This is a genomic window from Cyclobacterium jeungdonense (assembly GCF_010994275.1).
In the GTDB taxonomy this organism is placed as follows: Bacteria; Bacteroidota; Bacteroidia; order Cytophagales; family Cyclobacteriaceae; genus Cyclobacterium; species Cyclobacterium jeungdonense.
In genome coordinates this window covers 124,164-137,616 of sequence record NZ_WMCD01000006.1, presented here as the reverse complement: position 1 = coordinate 137,616, position 13,453 = coordinate 124,164, and the positions used below count along the sequence as shown (strand labels likewise).

Annotated in this window: 10 protein-coding genes; all 10 read right to left on the bottom strand. The window is 38.5% G+C overall.

From position 1 onward, the window contains the following. Positions 1 to 6: 6 nt before the first annotated feature. The 10 genes from GKS34_RS13645 to GKS34_RS13600 all read right to left on the bottom strand — a co-directional run bounded on the left by GKS34_RS13645 (position 7) and on the right by GKS34_RS13600 (position 13,453). Complete coding sequence (locus GKS34_RS13645) at positions 7 to 525, bottom strand: hypothetical protein (protein ID WP_240459301.1); 519 nt, start codon at positions 523 to 525, stop codon at positions 7 to 9. Next, a complete protein-coding gene (locus GKS34_RS13640) occupies positions 525 to 1,235 on the bottom strand; it encodes a DUF3800 domain-containing protein (RefSeq protein WP_163385395.1) in 711 nt (236 codons plus the stop codon). Before GKS34_RS13640 ends, GKS34_RS13645 begins: the two co-directional genes overlap by 1 nt. Before the next feature lie 5 nt (positions 1,236 to 1,240). Continuing rightward, complete coding sequence (gene avs4, locus GKS34_RS13635; RefSeq protein WP_163385394.1) at positions 1,241 to 5,968, bottom strand: AVAST type 4 anti-phage nuclease Avs4; 4,728 nt, start codon at positions 5,966 to 5,968, stop codon at positions 1,241 to 1,243. Positions 5,969 to 5,994: 26 nt separating this feature from the next. After that, the gene (locus GKS34_RS13630) at positions 5,995 to 7,182 is read right to left on the bottom strand and encodes a restriction endonuclease subunit S (RefSeq protein ID WP_205602073.1); all 1,188 of its coding nucleotides are present in this window, start codon (positions 7,180 to 7,182) and stop codon (positions 5,995 to 5,997) included. Continuing rightward, positions 7,179 to 8,708, bottom strand: a complete 1,530-nt coding sequence (locus GKS34_RS13625) for a type I restriction-modification system subunit M (RefSeq protein ID WP_163385393.1) — start codon at positions 8,706 to 8,708, stop codon at positions 7,179 to 7,181. Before GKS34_RS13625 ends, GKS34_RS13630 begins: the two co-directional genes overlap by 4 nt. Then, on the bottom strand, positions 8,705 to 9,271 hold the full coding sequence (locus tag GKS34_RS13620) for a restriction endonuclease subunit S domain-containing protein (RefSeq protein ID WP_163385392.1): 567 nt from the start codon (positions 9,269 to 9,271) through the stop codon (positions 8,705 to 8,707). The genes GKS34_RS13625 and GKS34_RS13620 overlap by 4 nt, the downstream gene beginning before the upstream one ends. A gap of 146 nt (positions 9,272 to 9,417) precedes the next feature. After that, the gene (locus tag GKS34_RS13615) at positions 9,418 to 11,232 is read right to left on the bottom strand and encodes a DUF3987 domain-containing protein (protein ID WP_163385391.1); all 1,815 of its coding nucleotides are present in this window, start codon (positions 11,230 to 11,232) and stop codon (positions 9,418 to 9,420) included. A 3-nt stretch (positions 11,233 to 11,235) separates the two neighbouring features. After that, entirely contained in the window at positions 11,236 to 12,246 is a 1,011-nt protein-coding gene (locus GKS34_RS23280) for a BT4734/BF3469 family protein (RefSeq protein ID WP_205602072.1), read from the bottom strand. 4 nt (positions 12,247 to 12,250) lie between these two features. Continuing rightward, on the bottom strand, positions 12,251 to 12,538 hold the full coding sequence (locus GKS34_RS13605) for a helix-turn-helix domain-containing protein (protein ID WP_163385390.1): 288 nt from the start codon (positions 12,536 to 12,538) through the stop codon (positions 12,251 to 12,253). A gap of 90 nt (positions 12,539 to 12,628) precedes the next feature. Further along, complete coding sequence (locus GKS34_RS13600) at positions 12,629 to 13,453, bottom strand: hypothetical protein (RefSeq protein WP_163385389.1); 825 nt, start codon at positions 13,451 to 13,453, stop codon at positions 12,629 to 12,631.

The window sequence follows — 13,453 nt, the reverse complement described above, 5'->3', positions numbered from 1 at the left end:
CGTGCCTCACTTACGAAGTGGGGTTTTTTTATGCCCATTCCTGTACTCATCATACCACTTTTTGAATTTATACCTTTCCATATTATCTACTGAAAAAGAGGTTATTAACAAAATGTCAGGCTGAATTTCCCTGATTATTATGATGAAAGATTTTTTCTGATACCAATAAAAATGTTGGTTTTCGCGTTTGTCATTTATCTTTTCAAAATACTTTATTCTGACATCACTGGCGTTCAATAAAACCGGACGAATCCAATGCACTTTGTTGGCCCTATCCCTGTCAAAATTTCTTTTACCCGATATTTTACTTTCTCTTGTAATGATATGCTCGAAAGCCTGTGCCTTACCTCTGCAAACAGGATGTTTTGACCTGTTGCTGTTATATTTAAGTGTATTGCCGTTAAGTACAATTGGGTTCCTGGCAATGTCATTTAGAAAAATGCCGTACATCTGATACAATTGTTCAGGTGTTGGCTCATCAAAGTCCAAATCATCAAACAAGTCTTCTAAATCATCCAGCTCCATTATGACTTAGATTTAGGTTGATGATCGAATATGTTAAACTTCTCTTCCCAAGGTTCTGTACCCTCGTTCAGTAAATAACCTGACTTTTCCTCCAAATAGGCAATCACTATATTTTTAACAGAAGATGCTCCTTCCTTTTCATGTTCCTTTCTTGACTTATAGGTTATAGCACCAATGAATAGATCAGTAAGCTGTAGAAATTCGTTTTCGTCTGAACGGATGTGTTGAAAGTGGACAAAGGGTGATACACCGTAATATTTATTCTCAAATACTGTTTTGATTTGAGCCAACCGCTCTTTGCCTCTGGTGTCTTTGATGTCCATGTACACCTTATAATCAATACCATTAGGAGGATTGGTGGACGAGTTGAGTAGAAAGTAAACCAGCTTGTAGTAAAAACTGTCATGGTCGCCTTTGTTAAAGGCAGCATGATCTAACTTTCCTTTGTACTTGACAAGAATGCATCTGAAATGAATGGGAGAATCAAAGAAGAAATCTATGATTTCTTTGTACAGCCCTATACGTGATTGAGAAAGCTTGTTCCACTTTATTTCAGTTGGGGCATTGTGTTTTAGTTTTATGGATTTAATGCCTTCTTTAAGGTTGTCATAATCCTCTGCATTTATTTTGGTATAACCAATGCACATCACCGGAAATCCATCATGTTCCAGATGGCAACTTTCATCAATGTATAGTTTTTTTGTACTCATATAATCTATATAATATCCTCTCTTAATAAGTAAGCATTTACCGAACCTTTTTCGATAAGGAAATTCAGTATAACTAAAATCTTTCGTTTGATTTTACTGCCCTGCTTAACCTTGGTTCTATTCAGGTAAACATATCTTCTGACAAGTTTTTCAACATAATATGTTGTGTTCCTTTCCAGTTTGTTCTTACTATTCTTATTGACAAGCTCTGTAATCCAGAAAATCCCTTCATTCAGAAAACCACTACCTATTTCATTTAAGAACTTTGCAATAGCGTCAAATACAGAAGGGAGGTGTCCGATATCATTTACAACATCTCTGTAAAATTTCTTTTCCTTTACTTTAAGACTATGCCATTCCTTTGCAGTCTCCTTCCAGAAATTCCATGCTAACAAATAACTATGGATCACCTGGCTTAAATCAAACCCTCTATGATTTTGAACATTGGTTACTTGTGGATAAAAACACGCCCAAACAGTCCAAAATTGGTCGTACTTTTCCAACTTATCTTCTGCAGAAATTAGTTCTTGTAAGAAATTCGCTACATGCTCACTACAACTGAATTCATCAACAAACGGCTGAACAAGCTCTTTTACTTCTTTTGAATCTCGATTCAATATGAAAAACGCGAATTTTACAAACACTCTATTTCGTAACGAATAATCTATTTCACTTTCCCGGTCATCATGCAAAAGCGATTTGGCAAATATTGGAAGTATGCCTGAAACAAGTTTTATTAAGTTCTGGTCCGAGGTGTCATTGGGAATAAGTTTAAATGCAATTTCAAGTTCTTCAAGCGAGTATACTGAAAGGATTAACTCTTCAAACTTTGGAGAGGAATAAAGACATTTTTTTATTTCAGATTCATGCTTGTTCAGCAGTTCATCAATGAGTTTTGGTCTTGATAGTTTGGGCCATCCGTATTCATTTATAGAAACTTCCTTTAATTGCTTTACAAGGTCGTTATGCTTAGGTATGAATTTTAGGTAAGCATATAGAATCTGTTTTGCATTATAAGGTGATGATTTCCAAAGGTTTTTCTCAATTGCTTCAATTGAATAATCACATATTCTCTTATTGTGACCAAGGGGATGAGTATCGAACAACACAAGTAACTGGATCAGTGCCAAGTCTTCCTTTTGATCTGGAAACAAGTCCATTAAAAATGGAATCGTATTTACGGCAACCTCAACTCCGTCAGAAATCTGATAATCATACCCCTCTTTAAAAGGAGCTGTTGCATACTCAATGATAATATCTCTACAAAATCGTAAATCTTCCTGAGTGATAATAGACGAGTATTCTCTAATTAAAACTGCACAAGAGTATGCAGGAGTAGACTTGTTAAACAGAAAATAATCTGGTTCAGCCGATTTATTGAAACCTTCAACAATTTCCCGGGTTTCTTTTAATACAAGATCGGGGTCAGTTTCATATTGTTCATAATTACCATACTCCTTTCTTTGCTCAAATTTATTCATGCCCCATAACTTTAATGGGGTATACTTCATTATCTCATGTGACTGTGCTAAAGCTTGTTGACTATGTTTTTGTAGGTCTTCTTCAATTGTAGGGTTAAAATCTATGAGTATTTTATCTCCTTTTTGTTCCAGTATTGGATTCATCTTTCTTCGATCAATCGTCGTCAACAGTAGCTTGATCGTTTTATCTGATTCGGTCTCCTTTGATTTTTCAGGGAGTTTGCTTTTTAATTCATCAATTAATCTCCACAACTCCATTTGTCTTATTTCAGCAGTTTCTTCACTTGTATCTTCATTTCTAAAAAATTGGTAATTTATCATCAGGTTTTCAAGCGAGGTGCTCCTATGTTTTTGCTCAAAAGTCTTTATTCGTTCTGTTTCATATCTACTGTTCCGACCGTTCAACCCTAATCCGATTGAGGCGACACTTCTGGCTTGATGCTCACCTGAAACAGATCTCAATCGATCATAAAGCAGGAATGTGCTACTGCTAAACAAAATCTTTGCAACGTTGTAGAATTTATTCGGATGTGCTAGGACAATACTTGCTACCACAGCAGAAATAGATGCTGAACTTGAATTTTTTATTAAATAGATCAGCTTATCTTCAGTTCTTTGTGAATCTTCCTTCTCTGCCTTTTCCAATAAAATCTTCTCCAATGCCATGTGTATTGACTGAAGTAAGTAAGGTGTTACGGGAGAACCACTTCCCCTATACATATTCCACAGACTATGAGAGAGATATTGTTTTTTCTTTTTTTCTGAAAATATAGTCAATTCAACTTCTTCAATGCTGTTATCAAATCCTGATTTCGCATAGGCTATCACAGCCCGATTAGTAAAATCAATAATGAAATCAACTGCTTTTTCATAATGAAAAGTAAGCAACCAATAAACAGGGGTTTGATATGCACTTGCCGGAAAGTAATCTCGTCTGGATGATAGGGAATAGTGTTTCTCAACACCCATTCCATCATATCGATACGGACTTTTATCTGGTTCATGCCAGAATAATTCAGCAAACCTGATTACGAAATCAGGTAATTCTTTGATAACAGGTATAATATCAAGCTCCGAACTGACAAGAATTTTACATAATTCATAGTATGCTTCTCTTCTTTCAACTCCGCCATTTTCCAATACTTTGCTGTATATCTGACTTAGCTCATCTTTAATTTCAAACACACAACTAATTATTACTTTTACAAGCTTCTTTGCCGCTTCTGAATTATAGACAAGATCTTTAGTTGAAAAAAGCTCATCATAATATTTTAGGGCTAATAGCCCCGCTTGTTTTGTTGTACTTCCATTTTTATTGTTGGAACACCACTCTTGTAGGACAGGTAAGATGTAATGCAAAGAGTCTAAGGTGAAATTTTCTCTCCTTTGATAAATCAGGTTAATAATGCACCCCCAACCTGATCCCTTTGGTCTAGTGTAGACATAGCTATGGCTTATTTTTTCAAAATCTCCAAGAAAACCCAGAATAGAGTTGTCCACCTCTTTGCATGAAATTCTTAGTAAGAAAATTATTCTTTTCAGCACCTTGTGATTATCCGCAAGGATAAAATCATTATTCCGCGTAAAAAACTCATGCGAATATTCAGATAGCAATACGGAAGTCAAAATTTCATCCTTCCAAAATGCTTCAATTTCGGCATCATTGAAACTACTTTCGATAAACCTTTTTATTTCATCACCATCGTCATAAAGTTTATCAGATAACCACCCTCGAAAAGCCCGTCTTATTGAAAGAGAATTTCCAATCTCATTTAAAAAACTCCTATAGTCATTAGAAGAAACATAAGCACGTTCAATCAAAATGTTTTGACCCCATTCTTCATAAATGTCATGGGTGATGAAATAGCCCCCACTATTACGATCAAAAGCAATAATTTCATCTTTCTGCAATAAGGCTAAAATTTTGTTTGAACATCCATCCGCAGAAACGAAAAAAACTCCCTGTTCAGCTTTGTCCTTTATAACACTTAGGAAACACTTTTCTCTCAATATGTGTACATTGCCTTTGGTAAAAGATAGATTTTGAATTTTTCGAGACCAAATTCCATCTTTGAATTGTAAATATGTAGGGAGAGTACCACCGGCTGGATAGTTTCTTAGATACTCATCTAAATAGAAAGGATTTTGAATAAGAGTCTTTAGTTTCTGGTTGTCAGGTAATTTAAATGAATATTGAGCAGCCAACAATTCAAGTGTTTGTGGAGGAACATTTTTTATACTGATTTCGCGAAAAGGTATTCTGAAAACACTAATAAACTGAAAACGCAAATCATCTAAGTAACTCAACCTGGTTGTAAAGATGATTGTCCAATTATTCTTTAAAAGTTCTGTAAGGAATTCCTTAAACGGATCTTGGTTTTCTAGGTCAGCAATTTTTTCTGCTGAATCAATCAGTACAATTTTCTCTGCCTCTTCGTGATGTGCAGCAATAAAATCACTCAGTGAATAGTCTCCATAATTGCGGAATAGCAATTGTATGCTACTCAAATTAAATTCTGCCGCCTTGAAGCCATAGAATGGAAGAAGCTGATTCGTTTTATGGTATAGTTCCTTAATTAAGGCTGTTTTCCCAGTTCCTCCTTCGCCGCTTACTATTATTGCACTCGAATCACCTATCCAGTCTTGCAATGAATTTATCTCTGAGTTACGATCAATTTTAATGGAATGACCATTATACAGAATATCCGTTTGGATGGGATGGATGAGATTTTCCGTATGATTTTTTAGTCCTTCAAGAAAATCTACGATACTATTTTCTTGTGTAAAGAAGAAATCATTTAAGTATTGGTTTTGAGGAAGTGCAAGTTGTCTCTCAAAATGGGAAGGAACCCTCCATTCAATTGATAATCCTAGTGTTTTGGCCTCTTTCTCAATTTCGGACTTATACTTCGGATCTTTGTTACCTTTTGTACTGCTTTCCGAAACTTCCTGATTTAAATAGAGCAGTATATTATCAAGTTGTGAATTTTCTCGTTTAGCTTTTTTTAGAGATTCAATAATATCATCTTTATTCTCGGAGACCTTAGTATCGTAGAATTTTGCCTGAAACCCAATTTTTTTGTTATCTACCACTATAGGTTCAGTCTCTATTCCTGTTTGGTTTTTGAATCTAAAAATTCCAGTCCTGTTATCGTACTCACTACAAAATAACTGATAGGCCAGGCTTTCAAAGCTGCTGGTTTCTTTGCCGTTGAATTTGGCTTTGAATATGTTCCAGTTGATTTCTTTCATGTTAACCTATCAGTTTTGTCAATTTATTATACGCTCACTCTTATCTCCCCCGTCAATAGCTTTTGTATTAAGCCTTTTTTTTGCTCTTTCAGGGTGTCTAATTGTTGTTGATACCGTCTGACTTCTTTATCCGCCTCATTTAGTACAGATACAATTGCTTTTTGCTCTCCAATTGATGGCGGGGTAAGGACTCTTACAATCTTAAAATCTTTGAACTTGCAGTTTAATGTGTCGCTAACCAGTCCCTGTGATTTTCTGAAAAACTTATGAATGACTTCATCTAGTTTAAAAAGATAGGCAAAAAATTGAGCGTCAGCATTTTTCTTGGGTGTTACAATTGTGTACGCAGGGCTTACAATTCCTTCTAATGAAGACAGAGCGCTGCGTCCTTGCCACATTCTCATTGTATTGTAGCCTATATCACCGGGACATATTCTTTTATATTTTGATTTATCCTCGTTGGAAGTATCCTTTTTGTTGGAGTCAGTTTGGGGATAAACTCCAATCTCACCAACAGAAAGTAATGGCAACTCGGAGTGATTGGTTTCTTTTCTCTCTTTAAAGTAATGTTCAAGGTGTTGCTCTTCCCACTTACCCTCATACCCTTTCAACCGCCTCTTCCCGGTCAGCAATTGTTGAGCAAGTCCTTTATTGCGGAGCTTGAGTTCATCAATTAGCTTTTGGGTGGTGGAGATGGCTTGACCCCAACAGCTGAGGAATTCGGCTATTTTTTGTTGCTCAGGGAGTGGTGGTTTTGGAATAGGTATTCGAGTACAAATGTCCTTGTTCAGCTTTGGTTGAGCTGTTCCTGTGTTATATTTATCGTATTTTATACTCTCCAAGTATTCGACCAAGTACCCTAGTTCGAAGGATTCTCGTGGCTTTAAAACATGAGCGTGATTATTTACCCAGATCTTTCCTGAAACTCTAAAAGCTAATGGAGTGCTTCTATTAACGATATTCGCCCCATCTTCCCCAAGTAGGATGAGTTCATCATCAAAGATGTAGTCATTGACATAATCAATTATTCCGGATGCACCATAGTATGGGTAATTCCCATGCATTTTGGCACGCTCAACCTCTTTTAATGGCTTTCTTTTCCCATCCAAAAATTTTACAGCATCGCCCAAGGTAGTAACATCCCAATCTTCTGGAATCAAACCAGCCTTGGTGTGTTTGAAACCATTCTTTGTTATGGTAGGTTGCTGTATCAAAATCCTATCTTTTTTAAATATTGATCCATTTGCCCTTCAATCACAGCCAACTCCTTTTTCAATGCGGTAATATTGCTTTGGGTAGTAGGAATATCCACCTCCACTTCTTCCTCAAATGTGTCCACATACCGAGGGATATTAAGGTTGCATTCGTTTTCTGCTACTTCCTGAATAGTAGCACGATATGCGTATTTTTCTTCTAATACTGCGCCTTCTTCGGTGTTTAATGATCGTCCCTCCTGAAATGCCTCGTAAGTATTGACAATCTTGTCGATGTCTTTGTCCCGTAAGCGGTTTTGGTTGGTTCCGGATTCATACCCTTGACTGGCATCTATAAAGAGAATGTCATTATTGTCTCCCTTTGCACGGTTGAATATCAGTATGGTGGCAGGAATACCGGTACCAAAGAAGAGATTAGCCGGTAAACCAATAACGGCTTCCAGTAGGTTTTCCTCGATCAGCTGTTGCCTGATTTTTCCTTCGCTGCTGCCCCTAAAGAGTACTCCATGCGGCAGAATGACACCTACACGGCCTGTGTCCTGGTAGGTGGATTCGATCATGTGGGTAATAAATGCATAATCTCCTTTACTCTTGGGGGGTACCCCTCGGTGGAATCGATTAAACTGATCTGCCATGGCATCATCCGCTCCCCATTTATCAAGTGAAAATGGAGGATTGGCCACCACCACATTCCCTTTCAATAAACTATCTTCTTCGAGTAATCTGGGGTTATTGAGCGTATCACCCCATTCGATTTGTGCATTATCCACTTCATGCAGAAACATGTTCATGCGAGCCAAAGCCCAGGTGCTGCCGTTGATTTCCTGTCCGTAAAGCGAGAAATTCTTACTCCCTACTTCTTTAGCTGTTTTAATCAAAAGTGATCCTGATCCACATGTAGGGTCTATGATCCGGTCACCAGGTTGCGGATTGACCAGTTTTGCTAAAAGCTTAGATACCTGAGAGGGGGTGTAAAATTCTCCCGCTTTCTTACCTGCATCACTGGCAAATTTTTCTATCAAGTACTCATAAGCGTCCCCAATCACGTCATTGTCCTCTAAGTGCGATGGCTGCAAGTCCAGAGCAGAGAAATCAACTAACAGGTTTTTGAGTCTTCTGTTACGGTCTTTGGTTTGCCCGAGGTTGGCTTCTGAGTTGAAATCAATATTTCGAAATACACGCTCTAGCTTGCTGCGGTTGGCATCTTCCATGCTTTCCAAAGCCGTATTGATTAACTCGCCTACATTAGCAGCATTTCGGTTTTCAAACAGGTAGTCGAAGGTACAGGTATCAGGCAATTGAAAACGTTCGTTCCTCAATGCTCTCTGCACACGTATTTCATCACCGGTGTACTTTTCTGAATAGAAGTTCTTTTTGTCCTTCCATACGTCCGAAACATACTTTACGAAAAGCATGGTCAGAATGTAGTCCTTATATTGTGAAGGATCAATTACACCCCGGAAAGTGTCGCAGGCTTTCCATACAATATTGTTGATCTCACTTTGTGTAATCGGTTTTTTACTCATGCTTTTTGATTGATTATATTCTTAATTACTGCCTGATATACTTGTTGCTTTTCAAAAATGATCTTCCTGGATAGTTCCATCTCTTTATAGTGTAGCTCCTTTACAGTAATAGCCTTTTGCTGCAATTCCAACGAGGGAAGTGTAACCACAAATGCTTCCAATTCGGATTTTCGAATGGAAGGAATGGAGCTGCCAGTTCCCAGAATCTGGAAATAGGTCTGCGTTTGAGACATATTAAATAATGTGGTAAGGTACTCCGGAATTACCCTTGAAGGATCTACTTTGATTACAAAGAAAATAGAAGAGGCAATGGCCGGGCCGAAAGCCTTGTCATAGGTCCAGGCAAAGTTTCTCATTCCTTTACCTGCCAAAAGGATGTCACCTTCTTCAAGTAAGTGAGATTCGTTCTTTTGGTCAATCTGAATGAAAGTATCTATCTGTTCTGTCCGATTTCCCCATTTATCAAAGTGCTTTCCCTGTAAATAGACAGCATTCCCCTCATCTACCGGTTTAGCATATAAACCAAAATGCAATTGAGAAATATCACCGAGTTTTACTCTCATTTAGACTATAAATTTTCTAACGATAAACAAAGGTAAGAAAAAAATTACCAAATCTGATTATTTTCTTTTGTAGAGTTTTTCAAATTGAAATAATATATATTTTGTAGGGTTAAGGGTTTTAAGGAAATCGAGGAAGCTACGGACAATTAGTCCTTAACTTCCAAAGAATCCTGAATTTCCTCAAGTGAGGTATTTATGTATTGGTCATGTGCTTCTCGGTGAATAAGTCTTGATTTTACAAATTTGGAGATGTAGCCTTCGGCTGTCTTTGCCGGAATTCCCTGAGCTTCTGCTGCTTCGAGATACTCCTGTCTGTTAAAGGTGCGTGGCAAGGCACACAGGAACTTCTCTTTCCTATTCAACCGAGTTGGCTTTGTTTCTTCCTGTGGAAGTTCTCCAAACACTTTGCTGGAATGCTTCACTAACACTTTGACAATTGAAAGTGAAGCTCGAAAATCTCTTTCCTCACAAATCAGTTTCTTGGAAGTATCACCTGTTTCCATGATACGCAAAGCGGAAAAAATCATGGAGATTCGGTAGGCTATCAATCCTAATCTTCTGATAGTAGCCAGGTATTCCAATCCCTGAAGGCTCATGTACTTTTCCTGTATCTGCCCGAAGAACTGATTGAACTGTTCCTGCTGGTCTGCTGTAAGGCAAAACTGCCGGGGTTCATCCTGCATGATGACTTTATACAGTTCATAGAACTCATTGCCCAGAGCTTCAAAGTAATCGTCCAGTCCGTTATCCATTTGGCTTGCAAAGACATTTTTCCATACTGGGCGAACGTTCATGAAATAGAAGATGAAACGGCTGAATAGACCGTTTTCAACATTGGGTATCAATGCCGAAACTTGCATTGGGGTTCCTGAAAGGACGGTAGAAAGGCAAGGGCTTTCTATGTCCACAAACTCACGATCGGTTCTGCGATAGTAGGAAATGGTTTCATGGTGAAAGGCTTTTCTAAAGCCATCACTGTAATTTCCGTAGTCGCTCTTGAAGGCATGTGCTAAGGTATCTCCTTCAGTCTCGAAAATCAACCCTCTACCATCACTATCCCCTAAAAGTTGGTAAGCACCTGTCGAACTGTTGTTTGCAGGAATGAACAGCATCTTTTCAGGCGGTTTGGCTGGTTTCTCTATACCTTCATCCTTGCCTTTTTTCGAGTTGTATTCTGCTATTTCCAATTCATAGCGTTGCTTGTGTAGTTTGGCCTGTTCCCTCAATTCTTTATGAATCGTGTTGACTAGCTGACGGCAATGCACCAAACGACCTTTCCCTGCGGATGCCTGGGCAGTAATGAATAGGAATAGATTGGGGAATACCCGTTTGCCGTCATAAATGCCCGATACTTTGGACAAACATGCGCTGATAGCTCCGAGGGAACCGAGAAGTAGAATATCCCTTTCCTCATTGGATGTGGCAACTGCCACCACCTTTTGCAGAAATTCAGGAAGTTCAGGAAACAAGGAATCTGGAAAGGTTGGAATTTTTTCCGGCTCCTGTTTTTCGGGCTGGTGGTATTCCGATTGACTACCATTCAGCTTTTCACTTTTGAAAGTTCGCCGGTCCTGTTTTTCTGTCCGTAGAGGAGCAATTTCAATTCCTGCGTTTTTCGCAAAATAGAAAAAAGTCTTTAGTGAAACACCATGACCTTTGGACTTCAAACAATTGTCAAACTGCTTGTCGCACTCTGGTGTGGAATAGTTGGGATAGAACTGGCTAACCCGATGAAATAGTGTGCGGCCATTTTCTCCAAACTCGTCCGAGAAGGCGAAGCCGATATTTACCCAATCGCTATACGTGGAGGTAATATCTGTTTTGTTGGCTTCAATACTCTGAATAATCCGTCCTACTTCGTCTATTTGAAAATCTGTATTGAAAGTTTGTTGCTCTGTAACTTTCGGTCGCGGGGTTGGCTGATTAAGCCAATCCTGCGGATTGAATGTTTTTCTTTCCATGTCCTACAAGTATTTAGGATTGATGAATAATTCGGAATCATGCGGAAGGAAACATGCTCTTGAGATATCTTTCCCAGATTGGTCTATTTCGAGTTGATAGGTGTGGGAAACGTAGTTTGCCACTGCCCTGAAATAGTCCTGGTGTTTTGCCTGTGTCAAGTCGATTGGAATTACCCATTTGAGGCCGTCACCTGAAGGAGATACAAACAGTAGCTCCGTTTCAAAGTAATGGTCGTTGAGTAGTGCTGCCTTGAGTGTTGGAATGTCCTTAATATGGTCAAAATCGATTGTGAGCAAACCTGAATGTCTTTGAAGGTTTGCATCATTTCTCTGTGAGAATGTGCCTGAAAAGGTCACATAATCGAAATTTTGAGCCTTGTACTTTCTGGCTCCCTGCGGGTCGGGAATGTTGCGAAGTGTACTTGTACACGAAGCAAATTGATTGCCTTTGATATGGTGGTACACCTCAACCAAAGAGGCTTGCCGACTTGGTATTACATTGGTGACAGGCTTATTAAAATAGCTGAAAACTGGCGCAGCCGGTTTAACTATTCCAGGAAGAGCAACTGCAGGTTGCGATTCTGACTGACCGTAAAAACCTTGTTGCTTCCCGATGCGCAAATGCAGTTCTTCATTCAGCTTGTCGAGAAGGGCTTGCCCTTCCAGGCTGAAATGTAGTGCTGCAAAATCAAAGACATTGCCTTGTGCAATGGCTTCTTCTGAATCGGAGTGGGTGGCGCAGCCGTCAACAATTTTTACAACCAATGTAGGCTCGTCCGCATTGAAAGGGTTCTTTGCGTGTTTGCAGTCCCTTCCCGAAAGGGAAAGGACTGTTTCTCCCGGGTAGTATTGGCACAACACATGGGCATAGATATTCAGGCCGTAGTGTGTTTTTGATAGGATCTCTTTTACAAAATGGGTATATTTGATTACTGCTTTTGATTGGATACTATAAGCGGTGTCGGCATCAATGGGATCTAATCCGATTGGTGCCCATTCTTTTTTTGCTGCCATCGGATTAAAACTTAACGGTTTGGGTTTTGTGAAGGGAGGCATCTATTTCGCTTTCCTTATACAAGACGCGGCCCCCGATTAGGTAGGATTGAATGATTCCCCGCTTCGTCCATTCATTTAGGGTAACAAGCGATATTTTCAACTTGTCAGCGGTTTCTTTGCGGGTTAATAAGGTTTCGCTTTTTACCTTTTCTTTATCAGAGAGGCTTTCAATAGCTGCCATCACCTCTGATCTGATTATCCCCCTGAATTTGTCAATTGTTATAGGGAAAACAATAATTGGCTTTTCCATTTTCTTTGAATGTTAAGTACGATTCAAAGGAACAAACCGTCCAATCGGGGAAAAATCGGGGAATACGCAAAAAATTAAAAATGATAAATATTATAGTTTTTTGGCTGTCAATCCAAGATCTTTAAGGATTGCCTCTACTGTTTTTTTTGATCTGCTATTTATCGGGTTTTTATTACTTCGTAATCCTAAATAACTTAGGGTTTTTCGAATAGTTTCAACCATTTTTGGATTGGGACAATCCAAAATTGTCCCAATTAGTTTTGCTTTATTAGTATCTGTTTCTGCACCGTCTTCCTTGAATCGAGCGTCAATTAAGTCGATGATTCCTAATTCATAAAGTAGGGCGATTTTATGTCCCACTATGTCTAATTTGTGCTGGATATCTTCGGGAAGGGAATGCTCATGAATCCACTCTTTCAAACTTTTTGAAATTTTATAAGCAACATGGGCTTTTAAAATATCGCTATCTGCTGTAATTACTTCTTGACCGAAAACACAATTCTGCCCATTAAAAATAATCTCTTCTTTAGTATCATTTTTATTATACTGAATTGCGTTTTCTACCATCCTGTAAATTTCTCCATCAATAAAATCAATTTCATTATCGGTTGGTCCCCGTATAATCTTCTCTAATCCGAAACCCTCTACTATTTCAAGTTGCCTTGATAGTTCTTGATTTGCCAGAAATATCCTTTCTTCAACATCTATTTCCTTCGGAAACGATTTCTCAATTAGCGGCCAATGCCAATCGAAATTTAACTGAACTAAAAAATAAAAAGTTTTTCTTCGTGCCTCGACAATTTCATTTCTTGATTTATTGAAATGCATAATACCATTTGTAATTTCCGCAAACCAAAAAGGGTCGCTTGGCTCGTTTGTTCCGTTTACCCAATCATCAAAAGTGTACCTTTCCAT